We start from the raw sequence: 21,411 nt of genomic DNA on the forward strand, positions 1-21,411 counted from the left end.
CCACTCGATGAGGAGAACCCGTGCCCCAGGACAGCTACGACTACGACGTCATCGTCGTCGGTTCCGGCTTCGGCGGTTCCGTGACCGCCCTGCGCCTGACCGAGAAGGGGTACCGCGTCGGCGTCCTCGAAGCCGGCCGCCGCTTCACCCGCGACACCCTCCCCGCGAACTCCTGGGACCTCAGGAACTACCTCTGGGCGCCCAGGCTCGGCATGTACGGCATCCAGCGCGTCCACCTGCTCGGCAATGTCATGGTGCTGGCCGGCGCGGGCGTCGGCGGCGGCTCCCTGAACTACGCCAACACCCTCTACGTACCGCCGAAGGCGTTCTTCGACGACCCGCAGTGGAAGGACATCACCGACTGGCAGGAGGAGTTGACGCCGTACTACGACCAGGCCCGGCGCATGCTCGGCGTACGGCTCAACCCGACCATGACACCCTCCGACGTGCACCTGAAGGCCGCGGCCCGGCGGATGGGCGTGGGCGACACCTTCCACCCGGCCCCCGTCGGGGTGTTCTTCGGCGACGGCGAGGACGCGGACGGCAAGGCGAAGGCACGCCCGGGGGAGCAGGTCGCGGACCCCTACTTCGGCGGCGCGGGACCGGCCCGCCGGGCCTGCACCGAGTGCGGCGAGTGCATGACGGGCTGCCGGCACGGCGCGAAGAACACCCTCAACGAGAACTACCTCCACCTCGCCGAACGGGCCGGCGCGGTGGTGCACCCGATGACGACGGTCGTGTCCGTCACCGACGACTCGCGGGGCGGCTACGCGGTGGCCACCCTGCCGACCGACCGCCGCGGAAAGCGCGCGGGCCGGACCTTCACGGCCCGCCGGGTGGTGCTGGCCGCCGGCACCTACGGCACCCAGACCCTGCTGCACCGCATGAAGGCCCACGGCCAACTCCCGTACCTCTCGGACCGGTTGGGCGAGCTGACCCGGACCAACTCCGAGTCGCTGGTGGGCGCGCAGACCGACGACCGCCGCTACCGCACGGCACACGGCATAGCGAAGACCGACTTCACCCGGGGCGTGGCGATCACGTCCTCGATCCACCCCGACGCCGACACCCATATCGAGCCGGTCCGCTACGGCAAGGGCTCGAACGCGATGGGCAGTCTGGCGATCCTCCAGGTCCCCTACGCCGAGGGCTCCTCACGCGTCCTGGCCTGGCTGGCCAACGCCGCCCGGCACCCGTGGCTGCTGGTCCGGTCCCTGTCCTACCGACGCTGGTCGGAGCGGACCATCATCGGCCTGGTGATGCAGTCCCTGGACAACTCCCTGACGACGTACCTGAAACCGGACGGCGTCGGCAAGGGGCTGCTCACCGCCCGGCAGGGGCACGGCGCGCCCAACCCCAAGCAGATCAAGGCGGCCTCGGAGGCCGCGTCCGCGCTGGCGGAGGAGATCAACGGCTTTCCAGGCAGCAACATCGGCGAGCTGATGGGCACCCCGCTCACCGCCCACTTCCTCGGCGGCTGCCCGATCGGCGACTCACGCGAGACGGGTGTCATCGACCCGTACCACCGGCTGTACGGGCACCCCGGCATCTCGGTGGTGGACGGCGCGGCGGTCTCGGCGAACCTCGGCGTCAACCCGTCCCTCACCATCACCGCGCAGGCCGAGCGGGCGATGGCGTACTGGCCCAACAAGGGCGAGAGCGACCCGCGTCCGGCGCAGGGTGCCGCGTACGAGCGGCTGGAGCCGGTGGCGCCGCGCAGTCCCGCGGTTCCCGCGGACGCCTTCGGTGCCCTGCGCCTGCCGTTCCTCGGGATGCCGGCGATGCCGCCCAGGCCGTAGACGGGAGTGGGCGGGGAAGACGAAAGAGAGGGACCTGCGCCCCCCTCCGAGCGCAGCTCCCTCTCTTTCGTCTTCCCGCGCGCCGGCCTTACGCGTTCGCGTCGGCCTTGCGGCGGCGCACCGCGAACACCGCACCCGCGCCGGCGACGACGGCGATACCGCCGACGAGGCCGATCATGGGCAGCGCGGAGTCGGAACCGGTGTCGGCGAGGTTGCCGGTCGGCACGGAGGAGAGGTCTCCCTGCGGCTTCTTCACCGAGCCCTTGCCGCCCTTGTCGCTCGGGGTGGCGGAACCGGGGTCGGGGTTCGGCGAACCGGCCTTCAGAACCTCGAAGTCGTACATCGCCCAGCCCTCGGCGACGCAGGACTCGCCGTCGACGTCGTCGAGGTAGGCGCCGGAGCCGAAGGAGTAGGCGTCGCCCGCGGGAGCCTTGGCGTCGATGCTGACGCGCAGGTCGATGGACTCGCTGGCGCCGGCCTTCAGCTGCTGCGCGCGGAAGAAGACGTCACCGGCCCAGTCCTCGTCGCCGATGCGGTCCCAGGAGCCGTCCACCGGGTTCTTGAACTGGAGGTTCACATACGGGCTCAGGTACTTCGCCTCGTCGTCGAACTCGTAGTTCTCGATCTCGGCGTAGAAGTAGACGTCCTCGACGTCGGCCTTGGAGTCGTTCGTGACGACCAGCTTGAACGGGTGGAAGCCGTCACCCGCGACGATCTTGCCGGGCAGGCCCTTGATGTCCGCGGACACCTTGGCGCCGTATGAGCCGTCGAGGTCTTCGCAGTACGGCGCCTCCGGGTCCGAGGGGGTCTCGGTCGGGCCGCCCGACTCGGAGGGCTCGGGCGAGGTCGACGGGCTCGTGCTGTCGCTCGGGGCGGGCGTCTCGCTCGGCGACGTGCTGTCGCTCGGCTCGGCGCTGTCCGACGGCAGCCCTGTGTCGGACGGCGAGGCGGAGTCGCTGGACGTCTCGGCGGGCTCGCTCGACACGCTCTCGGTGGGGCTCGGCGAGGTCGACTCCTCCGCGAACGCGGCGGGTGCGGACAGCAGGGCGAGCGGGGCTATGACGGCCGTCGCCGCCGCTGCCACCATGGCACGGCGAAGATTCATGAAGACCTCGTGGAGTCCGGGGTGCCGCTGGCGGGCGGCACCGTGTGGGTGGCGGGCTCCGCGTGTGGGGCGCGGGTTGGGTCCCTGGGTGTGCTGGTGTCGCTGGGTTTTGGTGAACTTTTTGATCTCGTCGGTGTCTGCTGGTTTGATCAGCGAGATCACCCAAAGGTTGCGCGCGCTCTCACAGAATTCTTATGTGTCCTGGGTCACACCGACCGAATCGCACCGGGAGCGCCCCCGATCCCCACGAGCCCGCCCGGCCCCCGCCCCCAACCGCTCCACTACCGGTGCCGTGGCCAACGGGCGCGCGCCGTGACCCACCGGGGCCGTGCGCCGACGATGCCCCGCACGAGCCCCGCGGGGGCGGCGCGAGCCGGGTTGGCTTGGGGCGTGGGCGGGGGATGTGCGCGGGTGGGCTTGGGGCGCGGGCCGCGTGCGGGTGATGTGACGTGGGCGGCGACGCAAGACCACTGCCCGCACCACGTCTGACGGGCGGCAGCGGCTCCCCGCCCGGGACAGACCCGCGGACGGTCGTGGATCACGCGCGGCGGCTGGTACGGGTCGGGGGCGGCGGTGTGATTCCTCACCGGTCGCAAGTAGGAAGAGGCGACGTGTTTCAGGGGGCGCGGGCTCACGGGAAAGGGCCCCGACGGGGCCCCTTCTGTCCGTACCGACGTCGGCCGCGTCGCTGCCTGGGAGCGGCGCCAGGGGGTTGCGCCGCCTGCCCTCCCGTCAGCCCCGCGCCCTCATGCTTTCGGTCGGCGCCCCGGCGCCCCGGCGCCCCGGCGCGCTCGGGGCGCGCATGGTCACGATCTGGCAGAGGGGTCGCGTGCCGCCGTGCGGTTGTCTGTTGGGGACCTGGGGGTTCCGCCGATCGGCTCCGGGCGTCCCCGGAGCCGACCGGTTCTCCTGGGTGACCGGGCCGCTGTCCCCTGCGGTCCGGTCACTTCCCTGGAGCGAGGTCCCACGACGCACGGCACGATCCGTACGCCTCATCGCTCCAGCGAGCCACGCGTGGTTCTTCGGCCCGCCCCTGGCTGGCACGGACACCGGGACCAACGAAGCGGTGCGGGCGGCGGTCACGCGCCGTACGAGTGAGAGGGGGACCGAACTCAGATGCGACCCCGGCACAGTTCGAGGAGCGTCATGGCGAGTGCGGTACCGGGCTTGCCCAGTTCCTGTCGGTAACGGCCGAGGATCTCCATCTCCCGGGAGAGGTTCACGCGCCGCCCGCCGGAGGCGATCCGCGCGTCCTGGATCACCGCGGACACGGCCATCCGCTCCTGGACGAGCCCGATGATCCGGTCGTCGAGCGCGTCGATGCGTTCGCGTGCGGTGGTGATGGTGTCGGCGGCCTCGGTCGTGCGGGCGCCGGTGTTCTCGGTGGTGGCGGTCATGTCGGGGCTCCTTGTCGGTGCGCCCCGGCCCGGCAGGCTCCGGAAACGCCAGGCGCCCCGGACCTTGTCGGCCCGGGGCGCCTGGGAAGTCGCTTGTCAGTTGCTCAAGCAGCACGACCATGGCAGCCGGCGGGCCGGATGCCATAGGTAAAGAGGAAGGTCGAGTGCGCGAACATGCCTCCAGTATGCCACGCCCCACCCACCCCCACCGCCCCGAAGACAGGCGCACGAACCGATGGGCGATCGGCGGACCGGGACGAGTGAGTGGGCGGGCGGCCGAGTGAGAGTGAGTGGGTGGGGCGGGCCGGGGCCGAGGGGGCGGGGTGGCGGGCCGCGGGCGGGCCTTCGGCGGTCGAGCGTAAGGCCGACGGGCGAACCGACGGCGGGCGCGCGGGCGAGCGGGCGAGCGGCGGTCGGTGGGGTGCGTGTGGGTGAGGCGGCGTGCGGGTGCGGGTCGGGGTGATCGGTCGGCGGGCCGGCGATCGAACGGTGGGGTGCGTGCGGGTAAGTGCGGGCCGGGGCGAGGGGGCCGAGGGCCGCGGACGGGCGGCGGGCGTGGTGGTGCGTGGGCCGTTGGCGGGCCGCCGCGGTCGGGCTGGCGGCCGGTGGGCCGCGGGCGGGCGGTCGAGTGAGTGAGGGGGTGGGGGCCGGGGCGAGCGGGCCGGGGTCGGCGAGCGGGCGGTGGGCGTGGTGGGTGCGTGCACCGTTGGCGGGCCCGCCGCGGTCGGGCGGTTGATGGGCCGCGGTCGAGCGGGCGGTCGGTCGGTGGGTGGGGTTGCGTGTGGGTGAGCGTGATGGTGAGGCGGCGTGTGGGTGCGGGCCGGGGGGCGGCGGGCGTGGTGGGTGCGTGGGCCGTTGGCGGGCCCGCCGCGGGTGGGGTGCGTGTGGGTGAGGGTGAGGCGGCGGGTGGGGGCGGGCCGGGGCTGGGGCAGGGGGCGCGAGGCTTGGGGGTGGGGGCTTGGACGCGGCGAGGTGTTCTGTGGGCCCCCGTTAGAATCGGTAACCACAGACCCCCGCCCGACCGCCGGAAGGCACCCCGTGTCATCAGCGACTCCCGCTGCCGCCACCCCCGACACCGTCCTGGTCGTCGACTTCGGCGCGCAGTACGCCCAGCTCATCGCCCGTCGTGTCCGCGAGGCGCGGGTCTACAGCGAGATCGTGCCGAGCACCATGCCGGCCGCCGAAATGCTCGCCAAGAACCCCGCGGCGATCATCCTCTCCGGCGGCCCCTCGTCCGTGTACGAGGAGGGCGCCCCGACCGTGGACCGCGCGCTGTTCGAGGCCGGCGTCCCGGTGTTCGGCATGTGCTACGGCTTCCAGTTGATGGCCCAGGCCCTCGGCGGCACGGTGGACAACACCGGCGCCCGTGAGTACGGCCGTACCGATCTGCATGTCTCCAAGCCGTCGTCCACCCTCTTCGAGGGCACCCCCGCCGAGCAGGCCGTGTGGATGTCGCACGGCGACGCCTGCTCCGCCGCCCCGGCGGGCTTCTCGGTCACGGCTTCCACGGACGTCGTCCCGGTGGCCGCCTTCGAGAACGACGAGAAGCGGCTGTACGGCGTCCAGCACCACCCCGAGGTGATGCACTCCACGTACGGCCAGCAGGTGCTGGAGCACTTCCTGTACCGCGGCGCGCGCCTCACCCCGTCCTGGACCACCGGCAATGTGATCGAGGAGCAGGTCGCCGCGATCCGTGAGCAGGTCGGCGACAAGCGGGCGATCTGCGGCCTGTCCGGCGGCGTGGACTCCGCGGTGGCCGCCGCGCTCGTCCAGCGGGCCATCGGCCCCCAGCTGACCTGCGTCTACGTCGACCACGGCCTGATGCGCAAGGGCGAGACGGAGCAGGTGGAGAAGGACTTCGTGGCCGCGACCGGCGTCCAGCTGAAGGTCGTCGACGCCGAGGAGCGCTTCCTCACCGCGCTCAAGGGGGTCTCCGACCCCGAGGAGAAGCGGAAGATCATCGGCCGTGAGTTCATCCGGGTCTTCGAGCAGGCCCAGGCGGAGATCATCGCCGATGAGGGCCCGGCCGTGGAGTTCCTGGTGCAGGGCACCCTGTACCCGGACGTGGTCGAGTCCGGCGGCGGCACCGGCACCGCCAACATCAAGTCCCACCACAACGTGGGCGGCCTCCCCGAGGACCTTGAGTTCCAGCTCATCGAGCCGCTGCGCAAGCTGTTCAAGGACGAGGTCCGGATGGTCGGCCAGGAACTGGGCCTGCCTGCGGAGATCGTCCAGCGTCAGCCCTTCCCGGGGCCCGGCCTCGGCATCCGTATCGTCGGCGAGGTCACCAAGGACCGCCTGGACCTGCTGCGCGAGGCCGACGCGATCGCCCGCGAGGAGCTGACCGCGGCCGGCCTCGACCGTGACATCTGGCAGTGCCCGGTGGTGCTGCTCGCGGACGTGCGCAGTGTCGGCGTCCAGGGCGACGGCCGCACCTACGGTCACCCGATCGTGCTGCGGCCGGTGTCCTCCGAGGACGCGATGACCGCCGACTGGTCGCGGCTGCCGTACGACGTCCTTGCAAGGATCTCGACCCGCATCACCAACGAGGTCCGTGACGTCAACCGGGTCGTGCTCGACGTGACCTCGAAGCCGCCGGGCACCATCGAGTGGGAGTGAGCCCCGCGCGGCGCGGGCAGCGCCCGAAGGGGCGCGGGGAACGGCGCGACCGGCCACGACGGAGCCGCAGCCGACCGACGGCGCGGCACGGCCCGTCCGGCGCAGCGTTCAGCGTCTGAGGGTGCGCAGCGGCCGGCCGGGCCGCCAGACCTCGGTGACCAGCCAGGTGTCGTCCTCGACGTAGGTCCGCACGACCTCGGTCAGCTCGGCGCGGAAGAGGTGGAACGGCTGCGGCGGTGCCACCTCTTTCACATACGCCCCCTTCAGCTCCGGGTCCTCGACCTCGACCGCGCGTCCGCCGATCCGGATGTCGCCGCCGCCCAGGTCCGTGCCGGAGCCGGGGTTGGCCTGCAGCGCGAAGCGCGGATCGCGGCGCAGGTCGAGGGCCTTGAGGGAGTGCGGCATCATGCCGAGCCACAGCTCGCCGTGCAGGAAGCGGACCTCAAGGCCGCTGGTGCGCGGGGAGCCGTCCTTGCGCAGGGTGGCGAGGACATGATGGCGGAACGCGCCGAAGCGCCGCTCGGCGGTCTGTGCGAGATCGGGTTCGGCGGTGCTGAGTGCTGCCCAGTTCATGGGCCCACTCTCACGGCGATACCCGACATCTCCTGTCGGGTTTCGCTTGCGGACGTCATCTTTGCGCACCTTCTCTGTTCTCCTGCGCTGCCCGACGGTAACTTCCGCCCCGTGACGCAACCCAGTGCTGGAGGACCTGTGCACGGGCCGACCCCCACCCCGCCATTGCCGCTGCCCACCGACCAGTTGAACTTCGCGATGCCGCCGATGCACGACTCGCTCGACGCCGAACGACGGCATCGAAAGGAACGGCTCGCCGGCGCACTGCGGATCTTCGGCCGGTCCGGCTTCGAGGACGGGGTGTCGGGACACATCACCGCGCGCGACCCGGAGTTCTCCGACTGCTTCTGGGTCAACCCGTTCGGGATGCCGTTCAAGCACGTCACGGTCAGCGATCTCGTCCTGGCCAACCAGGACGGGCAGGTCATCGAGGGCCGCTACCACGTCAACCAGGCCGCGTTCACCGTGCACGCCCAGGTGCACGCCGCCCGGCCCGACGTCGTCGCGGTCGCCCACTGCCACTCCGTGCACGGCCGGGCCCTGGCCGCGCTCGGCGACCTGCTCGACCCCATCACCCAGGAGAGCTGCGCCTTCTACGAGGACCACGCCCTGTACGACGCCTACACCGGCGTCGCCGTGGACGCCGAGGAGGGCCGCCGCATAGCGGCCGCGCTGGGCAGCCGCAAGGCGCTCGTGCTGCGCAACCACGGGCTGCTCACCGTCGGCGACTCGGTGGACGCGGCGGCCTGGTGGTTTCTGTCGATGGAGCGGTCCTGCCAGGTGCAGCTGACGGCGAAGGCGGCCGGCCGGCCCGTGCTGATCGACCACAAACTGGCGGCGGCGACCCGCGAGCAACTGGGCGGCGACCTGGTGGCCTGGATCAACTACCAGCCGCTGTGGCAGGACATCAGCCGCAGCGAGCCGGACCTGCTCAGTTAGCGCGAAGCAGCCGAACCGGGTCCGCTCGGCCCGGACCATGCCAAGCGCTCCGCTGGACATGCCGCGCCATGCCGTCGGTCGTCAGTTCCCCGCGCCCGTCCGGGGCGCTGTCGAACCGCGGCAGTTCCCCGCGCCCGTCCGGGGCGCTGTCGAACCGCGGCAGATTTCACTGGACCTGCTCAGAAACCGCGCAGCACGGCCGCCTTCGTCGGCCCTACGCACATTCTCGCAGCCGGGTCGGCACTCCGGTCCTTCCCTCACCCCCGGTGACCGCACCTGCCGACGGCTGCCCGGTCGGCATAGGGCACAATTCGCAGTCAATACAAGGGAGTTGCGCGGTGACGGCCGAGCCCCGAAAGGGGATGCCGGCCGTGCCGCGGGTCGCGGGGAAGGCGGGCATCGGGCGTGGCGGTGCAGGAGGCGGGGCAGGGCGCGGGTACGGCCGTCCACGTAGGCGGCTGCACCTGCGGGGACTGTCCGCACGGGGCGCGCGAGGGGCACCGCCGGGCGATCGCCGAATTCCTCCTCAAACGCGATGAGTTCGCGGCCGGCCGGGGCCTGCCGGTGGCGGTGGCGCACTCGGCGTCCGCCTCCCGCCAGTGGGTCTCCGAGGAGTTGACCCAGTCGGCACAGGCCGTGGCCGAGCGCGGCCGGGCGGAGGGCGCGGCCTGGCTGGCCCGGCTGTGGCGGCGCACGCTGTACGTCCTGTGGGCGGCCGTCGTCCTGCTGCTGCTCGTCCAGGCGCTGACGGCGATCGGCGCGGGCTGGACCGGCGCGCGCACCGCAGGGCTGCTCGCCGCGCTGATGGTGGCCTGCGCGCTGACCGCCGCCTCCTGGTTCCACCGGGCCCGGGGCGGCGCGCTGGCCCCGGTCATCGGCGAGGACAACCGGCTGTCCACCTCCCGTACCGTCGCGGCGGCCTGGGTGCTGTTCGTCGCGTACGCGGTCCTCGTCCTGGCGGGCCGGCTCGCCGCGGCCTCCGACCCCGCCGAGCGCGACGCGCTGATCTCGGGTCTCGAACTGGCCCGCGGGGCGGGCGTGGTGACCGTGCTCGCCGTGGTGTGCGGGATCGCCGTGCTCGTCCGGCGGGTGGTGGGGCTGCGGATCCTCGCCCAGCGGCTGCAGAAGGTCCCGGCGCACCGGCCGCGCGCGGCCGACCTGTTGACCGACGACGCGGGCCGGGGCACGTTCGCCGACATCCAGTACGTCGTGATCGGCGCGGTGGCGCTGGCGTTCGCCGCGGTACGGCTCGCCCGCCGCCCCGACCAACTGCCCGATCTGCCCTGGGGCCTGGCCGTGCTGGTCCTGGTGTCCGCCGCCACCTATCTGGCCGGCAAGTACGCGGAGGGCGGGCGCCCGCTGATCCTCTCCGTGGTCCGGGCCCGCGAGGCCGGCGATCTGGACGGGCCGATCCGTACGGGCGACGACATCGAGATCCGCGGTGCCGGTTTCGTCCCGCCCGGCGCCCAGGATGCCGACCGGCTGTCCCGCATGGTCGTGCGCATCGGCGCGGTCAACGTGCATGTGCCGCTGGTGCCCGTCGCCGGCGGGTTCAGCAATCCGACGGACGGGGTGCTGAGGGTTCCGGTGCCGGCGGAGGTGGAGCCGGGCTCGGTGGAGGTGCAGGTGGTCACCGCGGCGGGAGCGGCGACCAACCGCTGTGTGGTCGAGGTGACGGAGTGACGGAAGCGGCCTGAGTGGTCAGAGGGGTGTGGGTGGCCGGGGTGGTGCGGTACCGGTGTGCATGCGCCGAGTCGAACCCCGAAAATGGTCGGGAGGGGATTGAACGGTTCCCGTTTGTCATACGTATGGTCTGGTGGGGGTCGACACGCGGGTGAGAGGCGGCATTCTGTGATGAATCATGGCATTCGTTCGGACATGCACACGTCCTACCTCGGCCGCCGTCGTGACTGGCGGGAGACCGCCACCCACTACGCCCTGCTGCCCCTGCGCGTCTTCCTCGGCGTCACGTTCATCTACGCCGGCCTGAACAAGCTGACCGACAGCGCGTTCCTGAAGTCCGGCGGGTCCGGATCCATCGGTGACACCATGCGCGCGGTCCGCGACTCCGCGGCGATCCCCGCCCTGGTCGACCTGGCCCTGAAGAACCCCGTCGGCTTCGGCACCGCCATCGCCATCGGCGAAGTCGCCGTCGGCGCCGGCGTCCTCGTCGGCCTGCTCACCCGGCTGGCCGCGCTCGGCGGTGCGCTGATCTCGCTCAGCCTGTGGCTGACGGTCAGCTGGGCCACGACGCCGTACTACTACGGCAACGACCTCGCCTACCTGATGGCCTGGCTGCCCCTCGTCCTGGCCGGCGCGCCGTACCTCTCCCTGGACGCGGCACTACGTGATCGCCGCCGGTAGCTCCGCTGGGTTGGCCGGTGGGGGGTGCCTTGTGTGGTTGGTGCTGTGCGGCAGCGCTGTGGCTGGTCGCGCCCGCGCGGCGGAGCCGCAAATCGATACAGCCCCGCGCCCCTTTGGGGGCGCCTTCAGCTAGGTCGGTTTTTTGGTGGGGGGCTTTGGCGTCTGCCTCTCAGGGTTCGGGTCAGTACTGCTGTCGCGGCTGCCAGGGACAGGCCGCCCACGGTCAGGGGGATGGCCGCGAACCAGGGGGTCTGCCAGAGGCCGCCCGCGTCGCCGGCGTATGCCACGGCCGTCGCGGTGAGGAAGACGCCCGCGACCAGGCGGCCCGGCTGGAACTCATGACGCAGCACGGCTGACCTCCGCCTGTCCCATGCCGACCTGGAGGTCGACGTCGAGGGTGCCGCCTTCGCCGCGCTTGCCTGTCGTCGGCGGCAGCGTCACCGTCTTGTGCTTGCCGGGCGCCACGTCGACGTCCTTCTGGTCCTCGCCGGGCAGCTGGATGTCGCCCACCCCCACCTCGATGCTCAGCCGCACGGTCGCGTCGGCGGGCACGACGAGCCGCAGTTGGCCCACCCCCACCTGCGCACTGGTCGCCAGGGTCTGGCCGTCGGCGAGCCGGACCCCGGTCAGGTCCAGGGTGCCCACGCCGGTGCCGAGGTCGTACTTGGGCCGTACCTCCGCGACCGCGGCGGGCTGCCACGACGCCCGCTGCCAGTGGGTGCTGATGTCCTTGGGCAGCTGCGTCGAACCGGCGAGCAGCGCCGCCGTGACGACCGCCAGGAACACCGAACCGGCCCCCGTGCGCCCCAGGAAGGCGCTGACCGCGACGCCGAGTCCGAAGACGGCGAGCGCGCAGGACAGCCCGATCTGCAGGCTGGTGCCCAGCGGCTGCCGGTCCCACGACAGTCCGCCGCCCAGTCCGCCGGCCAGCAGCGCGAGCAGGAAGACCCAGCCGCCGATCCAGCGGGGGCCGCGCGGCCGGTGCGGCGCGGTGCGCGGGCCGCGCGCGTCGCCCCGGGGCTCACCGGGCCCGAAGCGGAGCGCCCCGGCCGGCTCGCCGTCGGCGGCGGTTTCGGGACCCCACAGATAGCCGGTGCCGCCCACGTGCGAGCCGTCCTTGACGATCGGGTCGCGCCACCAGGACGGGTACGCGGTGGGGGCGGGCGGCGCCTGGGGCTCCGGCGGCGCGTCGGCGACCGCCTGGGCGGCCAGCGGATCCGGGTCGTGGGCGCCGCGCCGCTGGGACCAGTGGCCGGCGCCCGCCAGCAGCAGGGAGAGGGCGACGCCGAAGGCGAGCACGTCGCCGTTCCTCAGCATCGTGAGGAGCACACCGCAGCCGACCAGCGCGAACAGCACGGCCGCGAGGGCCTGCCCGTCGACCCGGCCGGTCAGCAGCTTGCGGACCTCGTTCTCCTCCTCGTCGTCGTACGGCACGAACAGCCAGGCGAATCCGTAGAAGATGAGCCCGATGCCCCCGCTCGCGGCCAGCACCGCCAGGGTGATCCGGAAGATCACCGGGTCCATGTCGGTGTGCCGGCCGAGCCCGGAGCAGATCCCCGCCATCACCCTGTGCCGCCGGTCGCGCCGGAACGCGCGCAGGGGCTGGACGCCGTCCCCGACGAGGGGCCCGGCGCCCGTCGTGCCGTCGCCGCGGGGCGCGCCCGCGTCGCCGCGCCACCCCTTAGTGCCGGGCGCGCCGGTCGCGCCGGCCGCGCCGGGCGCGGCACCCGGCGGCCCGGAGCCCGGGTCCGGGCGGGGGCCGGGCCCGGGTCCCGGCCCCGTCGAGGCGTGCTCGTGATCCGTCATGCGTCCATGGTGACGGCACGGCCGCCGCGACGGCAGCCGGATCGACCCTGGCCGAACCCTGATATCGGCCCTGAGCCGGGCCCGGGGACGGGAGGCGCCGCGACCTGAGCTGTGAAGATCAGGGGCGTCTCCGGGTGGACCCTGATGACCCGCGCCCGCGGCCGTGTGACCATCGATGGCATGCCGGAAGCCGCAGCAGCGCCCCCCGTCGAACCGCGGCCGCCGCGCAAGCTCTACCGCAGCGGCGACGGCCGCTGGCTCGGTGGCGTCGCGCGGGGGCTCGCCGGGCACCTCGGGCTGCCCGTGGTCTGGGTGCGGCTCGTCTTCGTCGGCCTGCTCATGGCCGACGGCCTCGGCGCGCTGCTGTACGCCGCGTTCTGGTTCTTCGTGCCGCTCGGCGTCGGCGGCGTCGGCTGCCAGAAACCGCCGTCCCTGGTCGGCGCCGAGACCGCGCCGGACGGCCGCCGCAGGCTCGTGGCCCGCAAGCCGGACAAGGGCCAGATCGTCGCGCTGCTCCTCATGGTCGTCGTGGCGATGGTCTTCGTGAGCAACGTCAACCTGGGCGGCGGGGCCAAGGCATATCTCGTGCCCGCCGTCCTCGTCGCCGCGGGCGTCGCCCTCGTCTGGCGTCAGGCGGACAACGCCCGCCGGGCCCGCTGGGTCGAGGTCGGCAGCCGCCGGCGCACCCTCAGGCTGCTGCGCGGGGGCGCCGGTGTGCTCCTCGTCACCGCCGGCGTCTCCGGGATCTTCGTCCTGCAGGGCTCAGCCGCCCACCTCGGCTCCGTCCTACAGGCCGCGCTCGCCGTCCTCGTCGGCATCACCCTGCTCGCCGGCCCCTATCTGGTCCGCATGACCCAGGACCTGTCCGAGGAACGCCTGATGCGCATCCGCGCCCAGGAGCGCGCCGAGGTCGCCGCGCACGTCCACGACTCGGTGCTGCACACCCTCACCCTGATCCAGCGCAACGCGGAGAACGCCGGCGAGGTGCGCCGCCTCGCCCGCGCGCAGGAACGCGACCTGCGCACCTGGCTGTACAGGCCGGAGGGCACCGGCAAGGTGGAGGAGGACGAGCCTGCCACCCTCGCCGACGCGGTCCGGCGCAACGCCGCCGAGGTGGAGGACAAGCACGGCGTGCCCATCGAGGTCGTCGTGGTCGGCGACTGCCCGCTCGACGAGAAGACGGCGGCGCAGATGCAGGCCGCGCGCGAGGCGATGGTCAACGCGGCCAAGTACGGTGGCGAGGGCGGCGCCGTTCAGGTCTACGCCGAAGTGGAGGGCAGGACGGTCTTCGTGTCCGTCCGCGACCGCGGTCCGGGCTTCGACCTCGACTCGATACCCGCCGACCGCATGGGCGTCAGAGAATCGATCATCGGCCGCATGGAACGCAACGGCGGCACGGCGCGGCTGCGCGCGGTGCCGGGCGGCGGCACGGAGGTCGAGCTGGAGATGGAGAGGGCGGAGAAGACGTCATGAGCGACCCGACCGAGGCGAACGGTACGGCGGGGGCGGCGGAGCCGGCCGGCGGGGACGGGCCCGCCGACGGTGCGGGCGAGCGCCGCGTACGCGTGGTCCTCGTCGACGACCACCGTATGTTCCGCACCGGAGTACAGGCCGAGATCGGCCGGACCGAGCAGACCGGTGTCGAGGTCGTCGGCGAGGCCGCGGACGTGGACCAGGCGGTCACGGTGATCACCGCGACCCGGCCCGAGGTGGTGCTGCTCGACGTGCATCTGCCGGGCGGCGGCGGGGTCGAAGTGCTGCGCCGCTGCGCCGCGTTGATGGCCGACACCGAGCGGCCCGTGCGGTTCCTCGCGCTGTCCGTGTCGGACGCGGCGGAGGACGTGATCGGGGTGATCCGCGGCGGCGCCCGCGGCTACGTCACCAAGACGATCACCGGCGCGGACCTCGTCGACTCGATCTTCCGCGTCCAGGAGGGCGACGCGGTCTTCTCGCCGAGGCTGGCCGGCTTCGTCCTCGACGCCTTCGCCTCCACCGACGCCCCGCCCGTCGACGAAGACCTCGACCGGCTCACCCAGCGGGAACGGGAGGTGCTGCGGCTCATCGCCCGCGGCTACGCGTACAAGGAGATCGCCAAGCAGCTCTTCATCTCGGTGAAGACGGTCGAGTCCCATGTCTCGGCGGTGCTGCGCAAGCTCCAGCTGTCCAACCGCCACGAACTGACCCGCTGGGCCACGGCACGCCGACTGGTGTGAGCTTCTGGTAGGCGTGCCGACGATCACACCGTTAGGCTGTGCCCGATGGGAGGAGGGCTGTATGCTGCTGCGTTTCCGTACAGCGAACGTACGATCACTGCGCGATGAGCAGGAACTCTCCTTCGTCGTCCCACCCGGTGAGGAGTCAGACGGGGGGCGCACGGTCCGGCTCTCGGACGGCAAACTGCTGAAGATCTATCCAGTTCTCGGGGTCTTCGGGGCCAATGCCTCCGGCAAGTCGAATGTCATCACCGCGTTGAAGAAAATGAGAAGCGCGGTCCTGGACTCCTACGGGTTGTGGACCTCCTACACCGGCGTCCCCGAACGCGAGCCCTTCGCGCTTGACGCCGAATCGGCAGGAGAGAGCACTTTCTACGAGGTGGACTTCGTCCTGGACGATGGGGTGCGCTGGACCTACGGGTTCGAACTGGGAGACCGACGGGTCGAGTCGGAGTGGCTCCACGCCTACCCCAAGGGCCGCCGACAGGTCTGGCTGGACCGGGACGCCACCAGGGACAACCCCTACGACTTTCCAGGCGACAGGGTTCAGGACCGAGCCCGGCTGGCACGAACCACGCGCCCGAACGCCCTTCTCCTCAGCCGCGCCGCGAGTGACAATCACCCTCAACTCTCTCGCATCTACGACTGGTTCCGATCGAACCTGTGGGACATCACCCCTGAGACCGAGCTACGGGACCGCGAGAACTACACCGCTCAGCAACTCCTCGACGACCGGAACGGAGAACGTGTCCGGGAACTGCTGAGAGTGGCCGATCTGGGCATCCAGGGAGCCGAAGTGGAGCGTCAGCCGGGGGACAGACCCCCCACCGTCAGGCTCCTGCACGGAAGCAACCGCGACACCGCGGTGGCCCTTGACTGGGCGAAGGAGTCCTTCGGCACCCGTTCCTGGTTCGCTCTGCTTGGCCCGCTCCTGCTGGCTCTGGACACCGGCGCGGTGCTGCTGATCGACGAACTCGACGCGAGTCTGCACCCGAGGTTCGCGTCCGAGGTGGTCAGGCTGTTCCAGGCGCCCTGGTCCAACAAGAAGAACGCCCAACTGCTCTTCACATCGCACGATGCCTCTCTCCTGAAGAGCCCGAGAGGCGGCAGGCCGCTCGAACCAGGCCAGATCTGGCTGACGGAGAAGGACAAACGCGGGGCCACCGAGTTGTACCCGCTGAGCGACTTCGACCCCAAGCCTGAAGAAGATCTTGAGGACTCGTATCTGGCCGGTGCCTACGGTGCCGTACCGAATGTCGACCAGGGGCAGATCGGGCGCAAAGTGCTCGTGGCACTGGCAGGGGAGGCAGAGCGTTCCTGATGGCGAGGGACAAGGGACGGGACAATCCGGCACGCGTCAAACGACAGCGGAAGCTGCGTCGCGAGGTGTACGTCTTCACTGAGGGCGAGGTCACAGAACCCGGCTTCATCACCTTCGTGACGGAGCACGGCAGCCGCAAGGAGGCCGAGCACGAGATCGTCTGCAAGGTCGAGAACCGCAGTGCCCCGACCAAGCGCCGCAAGCCACTTCCCTTGGTGGAGGACGCCATCGCCAAGTGGCACGAGGTCCGGCGGGCGGCCAAGAAGGCCGGGATCAAGCCCGACGACTGGAACTGGCCGCAGGTGTGGTGCCTGTTCGACCGCGACCGGCACCGGGACATCCCCACGGCTTTCGCCAGGGCCAAGAGTGAGAACCTGCACATCGCCTACTCCCACCCGTGCTTCGAGCTGTGGCGGCTGCTGCACTACCAGAACTACACGAGCACCTTCGGCGGAGTGTGCGACAGCGCAGCGAACCGACTGAAGCAACAACCGGGATTCGCCCAGACCTATGGGCCCACGATTCGGTCCGTGTCGGAGGAGCAGGCCAAGCACGTCATGCCCGGACAGTTGGTCGGCCGGTACAAGACAGCGCAGCGCTATGCGGAGGGACTTGCTCGTCGTCACGCCGACCATACCGACCGGAGCGGCTGGGACCCGTACACGGACGTGTGGAAGTTTGTCGAGGACGGGTTGGACGTCTCCGACTACTGACCCTCACGACCGATCTGCTAGCCAAGGTCACCAGGGGAGAGTCGTACGTGGCCAAGCTCACGCTCGCGCAGCTGGAACGCCATCTCTTCGTGGCGGCCGACATCCTGCGTGGCACGATGGACGCTGCCGAGTACCGCGACTTCATCTTCGTGTTGCTGTTCCTGAAACGGGTCAACGACGAGTTTCCGAGCCTGGGCGCAGCCCGGTGAGACGTGTGAGGTGGTCTCAGGCCACCCGGGTCGCGCCCGCGAATGGCATCTGGTCGATCGGGGCCAGGCGCACCGGCGTGGACGGGTTCGGGGCGTGGATCATCTGCCCGTTGCCCACGTAGATGCCGACGTGACTGACGCCGGAGTAGAAGAACACCAGGTCGCCGGGGAGCAGTTGGGAGCGGGCGACGCGCCGGCCCGCGCCGATCTGGGCGTAGCTCGTGCGGGGCAGGGCGATGCCTGCCGAGCGGTAGGCGGCCTGGACGAGGCCCGAGCAGTCGAACGCGTGCGGGCCGGTCGCTCCCCACACATAGGGGCTGCCGAGCTTCTGGTAGGCGTACGCCACGGCGGTCGCCGCGCGGGAGCCGGGTGCCGCGGCCGGATCCGCGGCCGGCAGGGCGGTGCGCCCGTCCCCCGCGGCGCCGCGCGAGGCATGGCCGCCCGTGCCGCCGTCGGCCGTGACCCGGGCCCGCTCCGCGGGCGACAGGCGGTCCAGGAGCCGCCGGGCCTCGCCCAGCTTCTCCGTGATCGTCTCCTTGCGCCGCTTCAGCTCGGCCTGCCGGGACCGCAGCGAGGACAGCTCGATCCGGGTGGCGCCGCGCAGCCGCTCGATCTCCCCGAGCTGCCTGCGCACCCGTGCCACCGCCGCCGACTGGCGGTCGCCGGCCCGCTCGGCGAACGCGGTGCCCTCCAGGAACCGGTCCGGGTCGTCGGAGAGCGCCAGCTGGACGGCGGGGTCGACGCCGCCGCTGCGGTACTGCGCCGCCGCGACCTTGCCCAGCGCGTTCCGCGCCGAGTCGAGCCGTTCCTGTCTGCGGGCCGTCTCGTCCTGGAGGGACTTCAGCCGCCGCTGCGCCGTGTCCGCTTTCTCCTTCGCCCCGTTGTACTTCTCGGTGGCGACCTCCGCCTCCTGGTACAGCTTGTCGATCTTGGCCTCGACCTCGGTCGGTGTCAGCTCCGGCTCGGCGTGCCCGGTGCCGTCGAAGGCCGTCGCCGTCGCCGCGCCCGCCAGGGCCAGGGTGGCGGCCGTCCGGGCCGTGTTGCCGCCGAGCGGGCGGTGCCGGGGCTTGCGGTGCGCTGCCACCTCGACCGTCACGTCCTTTCCTGAGTGCGGTTGCCGCGTCCGGCACGGGGAGCCGGTCGCTGGGGGAGGACGCTAAGGCCGATGGTGACGAGTCGGTAACGGAATGTTCGGAACTGGCGGCGGCACAACGGCAGGTGACCGTATGTGACCGCGATCGCGGTGCGGAGTCGCCGCCTTCGCATGACGCGCTGACCGAAGCGGCACTTCCGCGGCGTGCGCGGCACCCGGGGTGCTATGGGGGCGCGGTCAGCCGGGGGCCGGTGGCCGTCGGGCGCGGGGCCCCTGATTAGGCTCCGGGGCCATGGACGTACTCACCCATCTCTTCGTCGGCCTGCACATCATCGGCATCGCCTGCCTCCTCGGCGGCTTCCTCACCCAGATGAAGGCGATGGGCCAGGGCACCGCCCGGTTCGTGCCCGCCATGCTGCACGGCGCGCTGACCATGCTGGTCACCGGGGCGATCCTGGTCGGCCTCAACCAGGCCGACGACCACCATGTCAACAACATCAAGATCGGCGTGAAGCTGGCCCTGCTGATCGTGATCCTGGGGCTGGTCTATGTGAAGCGGGACGAGGAGCGGGTCGACAAGAGCCTGTTCGGCGTGGTGGGCCTGCTGACCACGGCGAACGTCTTCATCGCCGTGCTGTGGACGTGACGTACGGCAGCGTCAGGCGCGGCCCGCCGCCCTGATCCCGGCGCGCGCCGTCACCACGGCGCCCGCGGCCACCGCCAGCCAGGCCGCGACGGCGACCCACAGCAGCACGTGCCCGAGGCCCCACAGCCACGGGGTGCCGACGGCCGACGCGCCCGCCAGCGAGGCCACCGCCGTCATCCCCATCGGGAACACCGTCGACCAGCGGCGCACGTCGAAGCATGGGCGGGGCCGGATCACCTCCGCGAGCAGCAGGACGACGTAGCAGGCCAGGTCGAGGGCGAGCAGCCCCACGGTCACGCTGTGCAGGACGTCCTGGTCGTCCTCGTTCCACAGGTACAGCGCCGGACCCCCTGCGGTGATCAGCTTCGCCCCGGCCAGCGCCGAGATGGCGAGCGCGCCGGCCAGCACCCAGTGGTCCCCGGCCCCGTCGAGCACCTGCCGGGCGTCGAACCGGGCCAGCGCGACCAGATACAGCGCCAGTCCCAGCCAGAACAGCACCAGTGCCGTGTGCGCGAGCCACGCGGTCGACTCCGCGACGGCGAGGGTGGCGCCGAGCACGGCGAGTCCCTGGGTGGACACGCAGAGCAGGAACACCGCCCCGGGCATCCGCCGCCGCAGGCCCGGTGCGACGAGGAACAGCAGCACAGGCCAGAGCACGGCGGCCAGCGCGAGCGACGCCGCGGCGAGGGTGTGCCCGCCGAGCGCGGAGATCCGGGTGCCGAGCACCGTCGTCGCGGCCACGGCGGTGAGCGCGCCCGGCGTCCGCGCCTCGGCCAGCCACCGCCGCCGGTCGCGCAGCATGCCCGCGGCGAAGTCCGCGGCGAGCGCCAGCCAGGCGACACAGCCCAGCGCCAGGGTGATCAGGGACAGGACCTCGTACCGGGTCAGATGCAGCCCCACCGAGACGATGCCGGTCGCCATCACGGCGGCCCCGGCCGCCGGCGGACGCCGCGCCCACCAGGCGCGAAGGGGTGAGGTGCCGGGCATGCGCCCGATGCTAGGGAGCACCGGGCGCACCGAGGGCGTGGCACGCGCGCGTACGTCGCAAAAACGCGCGGGCGCGGGACACGGCGGGATCGGGAACGCCGCCACGCGGGCGTGGACGCGGATCTCTGCCGGGTCAGGCCGGCCGTACCACGCTGTGGATGATCGAGTCCCCGGCGTAGTAGATCGACTCCTCGCGGACGTAGGCGCCCGGCTTCGGGGCGTGGATCATCATGCCGTTGCCGATGTAGAGACCCACGTGGCTGACGTCGTCGTAGAAGAAGACCAGGTCACCGGGTTGTGCGTTGGCGAGGGAGACCGTGGTGCCGGCCTCGACCTGGCTGTAGGTGGTGCGCGGCAGGCTGACGCCCGCGGCCTTCCAGGCGGCCTGGGTGAGCCCCGAGCAGTCGTAGGAGTCGGGTCCGGTGGCGCCCCAGACGTACGGCTTGCCGATCTGCGCGCGGGCGAACGCGATCGCCTTCTCGGCCTTGGTGGCGTAGCCGGAACCGGACGAAGACGAAGAAGACGAAGAAGACGAAGAAGACGAAGAAGACGATGAAGAGGAAGAAGACGACGGCGAGTCCGTGGAGTTCGACGCGTCGCTCTTCTGCCGTGCCGCCTCCTGCTCCGCCTGCTTCTTGGCCAGCTCGGCCGCCTTCCGCGCGGCCTCCTGCTGCTTGCGCTTCTCGATCGCCGCGAGCCGCGCCTTCTCCTCCGCCGTCAGCTTGGACAGCAACTGGCGCGCGGTGGAGAGCTTCTTCTGGACGGTGGCCTTGGCGGTGTGGAGTTCGTCCTGCGACTCGGTCAGTGTCTCCAGGCTCTTCGTGGCCTCCCGCCGCTTCTTCATGGTCGCCGACTGCTCGGTGACGTAGTCGTCGACCGCGGTCTTCTGGCGCGAGGTCAGCCGGCTCATCAGCTGGGTCCGGTCGAAGTAGTCCTGCGGGGTGTCCGCGAGCAGGAAGGTGGCGGTGTCGGGGGCGGCGGCCCCGGTCCGGTACTGCGCGGCGGCGAACGCCCCCAGTTCCTCACGGGCCTTGTTGAGCCGGTCCGTGCGCCGTGCGACATCGTCCAGGAGGGTGTCGACCTGCTTGCGCTGCTTGCCGGTCTTCTCCTTGGCCGCGTTGTACTTCTCCGTCGCCGACTCGGCCTGCCGGTACAGGTCGTCGACCTTCCTCTGCACCTCCTCCACGCTCGGCCGGTCGCCGTCGGGGGAGGGGGCGGCGTTCGCCGTCTGGGAGAGCAGGGCCACGGAGGTGAGGGCGGCGGTGGCCAGGGCGGGGGTCCGTATGCCGGCCGCGCGGGTACCCGCGGAGCGTGACTTGCGATGCGACGCCAAGGGAGGCGACTCCTTCCGTGTTCCGCCTACCGAGTTAGCTGTCGGGTTCGGGCGGGTGGTTCGGAAGGGTTGCCCTACGGCCCCTCCCCGCGCGGGGGTTGGGCCGATTCACCCCAAGGTCGGTGTGGGTCCCCGGCTCCGCGCACCATGCGGGCGCGCCGGACTCGGCGGAGGCCGTGCGGCCCGGCGACGTTCGCCGGTGGGGGTCGTACGGCCTGCCCGGCACGCTAGCCAACTCGTGTGGCCCCTGTGAAGGTTGATGGGTGATATGCCCGATACATTTTCGTGACCTGA

19 protein-coding genes and 1 riboswitch are annotated in these 21,411 nt (G+C 71.8%); of the genes, 11 read left to right on the plus strand and 8 right to left on the minus strand.

What is annotated here, in order from left to right; translation table 11 throughout:
* Positions 1-20: 20 nt before the first annotated feature.
* The gene (locus tag AC27LF_RS18250) at positions 21-1,799 is read left to right on the plus strand and encodes a GMC family oxidoreductase N-terminal domain-containing protein (protein ID WP_479657064.1); all 1,779 of its coding nucleotides are present in this window, start codon (positions 21-23) and stop codon (positions 1,797-1,799) included.
* 88 nt (positions 1,800-1,887) lie between these two features.
* Here AC27LF_RS18250 and AC27LF_RS18255 read toward each other — a convergent pair whose 3' ends face one another.
* Positions 1,888-2,904, minus strand: coding sequence for an LAETG motif-containing sortase-dependent surface protein (locus tag AC27LF_RS18255; protein WP_479657065.1), 1,017 nt, complete (start codon positions 2,902-2,904; stop codon positions 1,888-1,890).
* A gap of 1,112 nt (positions 2,905-4,016) precedes the next feature.
* On the minus strand, positions 4,017-4,301 hold the full coding sequence (locus AC27LF_RS18260; protein ID WP_479657066.1) for a chorismate mutase: 285 nt from the start codon (positions 4,299-4,301) through the stop codon (positions 4,017-4,019).
* Between the two features lie 1,038 nt (positions 4,302-5,339).
* Between AC27LF_RS18260 and guaA the strand changes: the two genes are divergently transcribed.
* Entirely contained in the window at positions 5,340-6,920 is a 1,581-nt protein-coding gene (gene guaA, locus AC27LF_RS18265; protein WP_479657067.1) for a glutamine-hydrolyzing GMP synthase, read from the plus strand.
* 108 nt (positions 6,921-7,028) lie between these two features.
* Here the strand turns inward: guaA and AC27LF_RS18270 are convergent, their stop codons facing one another.
* The gene (locus AC27LF_RS18270) at positions 7,029-7,493 is read right to left on the minus strand and encodes a pyridoxamine 5'-phosphate oxidase family protein (RefSeq protein ID WP_479657068.1); all 465 of its coding nucleotides are present in this window, start codon (positions 7,491-7,493) and stop codon (positions 7,029-7,031) included.
* Between the two features lie 138 nt (positions 7,494-7,631).
* Between AC27LF_RS18270 and AC27LF_RS18275 the strand changes: the two genes are divergently transcribed.
* The 3 genes from AC27LF_RS18275 (at position 7,632) to AC27LF_RS18285 (ending at position 10,796) form a co-directional block, all read left to right on the plus strand.
* Complete coding sequence (locus tag AC27LF_RS18275) at positions 7,632-8,432, plus strand: class II aldolase/adducin family protein (RefSeq protein WP_479657069.1); 801 nt, start codon at positions 7,632-7,634, stop codon at positions 8,430-8,432.
* 405 nt (positions 8,433-8,837) lie between these two features.
* Complete coding sequence (locus AC27LF_RS18280) at positions 8,838-10,115, plus strand: hypothetical protein (RefSeq protein ID WP_479657070.1); 1,278 nt, start codon at positions 8,838-8,840, stop codon at positions 10,113-10,115.
* Between the two features lie 171 nt (positions 10,116-10,286).
* Positions 10,287-10,796 (plus strand): DoxX family protein, encoded by a 510-nt coding sequence (locus AC27LF_RS18285; RefSeq protein WP_479657071.1) that lies wholly within the window; start codon positions 10,287-10,289, stop codon positions 10,794-10,796.
* 125 nt (positions 10,797-10,921) lie between these two features.
* Here the strand turns inward: AC27LF_RS18285 and AC27LF_RS18290 are convergent, their stop codons facing one another.
* Both AC27LF_RS18290 and AC27LF_RS18295 read right to left on the minus strand, forming a co-directional pair.
* Complete coding sequence (locus tag AC27LF_RS18290; RefSeq protein ID WP_479657072.1) at positions 10,922-11,146, minus strand: hypothetical protein; 225 nt, start codon at positions 11,144-11,146, stop codon at positions 10,922-10,924.
* Positions 11,133-12,602, minus strand: coding sequence for a PspC domain-containing protein (locus AC27LF_RS18295; RefSeq protein ID WP_479657073.1), 1,470 nt, complete (start codon positions 12,600-12,602; stop codon positions 11,133-11,135). The genes AC27LF_RS18290 and AC27LF_RS18295 overlap by 14 nt, the downstream gene beginning before the upstream one ends.
* A 180-nt stretch (positions 12,603-12,782) precedes the next feature.
* Between AC27LF_RS18295 and AC27LF_RS18300 the strand changes: the two genes are divergently transcribed.
* From AC27LF_RS18300 to AC27LF_RS18320, 5 genes are all read left to right on the plus strand, one after another.
* Positions 12,783-14,075, plus strand: a complete 1,293-nt coding sequence (locus tag AC27LF_RS18300; protein ID WP_479657074.1) for an ATP-binding protein — start codon at positions 12,783-12,785, stop codon at positions 14,073-14,075.
* Positions 14,072-14,815, plus strand: coding sequence for a LuxR C-terminal-related transcriptional regulator (locus tag AC27LF_RS18305; RefSeq protein ID WP_479657075.1), 744 nt, complete (start codon positions 14,072-14,074; stop codon positions 14,813-14,815). The genes AC27LF_RS18300 and AC27LF_RS18305 overlap by 4 nt, the downstream gene beginning before the upstream one ends.
* Before the next feature lie 61 nt (positions 14,816-14,876).
* Complete coding sequence (locus tag AC27LF_RS18310; protein ID WP_479657076.1) at positions 14,877-16,136, plus strand: AAA family ATPase; 1,260 nt, start codon at positions 14,877-14,879, stop codon at positions 16,134-16,136.
* Positions 16,136-16,849 (plus strand): RloB family protein, encoded by a 714-nt coding sequence (locus AC27LF_RS18315; RefSeq protein ID WP_479657077.1) that lies wholly within the window; start codon positions 16,136-16,138, stop codon positions 16,847-16,849. Before AC27LF_RS18310 ends, AC27LF_RS18315 begins: the two co-directional genes overlap by 1 nt.
* Positions 16,850-16,896: 47 nt before the next feature.
* Positions 16,897-17,058: a type I restriction-modification system subunit M N-terminal domain-containing protein gene (locus tag AC27LF_RS18320; protein WP_479657078.1), complete on the plus strand. Its 162-nt coding sequence runs from the start codon at positions 16,897-16,899 to the stop codon at positions 17,056-17,058.
* A 16-nt stretch (positions 17,059-17,074) separates the two neighbouring features.
* On the opposite strand, the gene AC27LF_RS18325 is transcribed toward AC27LF_RS18320, so the two are convergent.
* Entirely contained in the window at positions 17,075-18,142 is a 1,068-nt protein-coding gene (locus AC27LF_RS18325) for a C40 family peptidase (protein ID WP_479657194.1), read from the minus strand.
* A gap of 301 nt (positions 18,143-18,443) precedes the next feature.
* Here AC27LF_RS18325 and AC27LF_RS18330 point away from each other — a divergent pair, with 301 nt between their 5' ends.
* Positions 18,444-18,797 (plus strand): hypothetical protein, encoded by a 354-nt coding sequence (locus AC27LF_RS18330; RefSeq protein ID WP_479657079.1) that lies wholly within the window; start codon positions 18,444-18,446, stop codon positions 18,795-18,797.
* A 12-nt stretch (positions 18,798-18,809) separates the two neighbouring features.
* Here AC27LF_RS18330 and AC27LF_RS18335 read toward each other — a convergent pair whose 3' ends face one another.
* Positions 18,810-19,784 carry a tellurite resistance/C4-dicarboxylate transporter family protein gene (locus AC27LF_RS18335; protein ID WP_479657080.1) on the minus strand — a complete coding sequence of 325 codons (975 nt, stop codon included), beginning with the start codon at positions 19,782-19,784 and terminating at the stop codon, positions 18,810-18,812.
* Positions 19,785-19,917: 133 nt separating this feature from the next.
* Entirely contained in the window at positions 19,918-21,117 is a 1,200-nt protein-coding gene (locus tag AC27LF_RS18340) for a C40 family peptidase (protein ID WP_479657081.1), read from the minus strand.
* A gap of 8 nt (positions 21,118-21,125) precedes the next feature.
* Positions 21,126-21,297: riboswitch (cyclic di-AMP (ydaO/yuaA leader) on the minus strand.
* Positions 21,298-21,411: the final 114 nt, after the last annotated feature.

The sequence above is a fragment of the Streptomyces diversicolor genome (genome assembly GCF_057537855.1).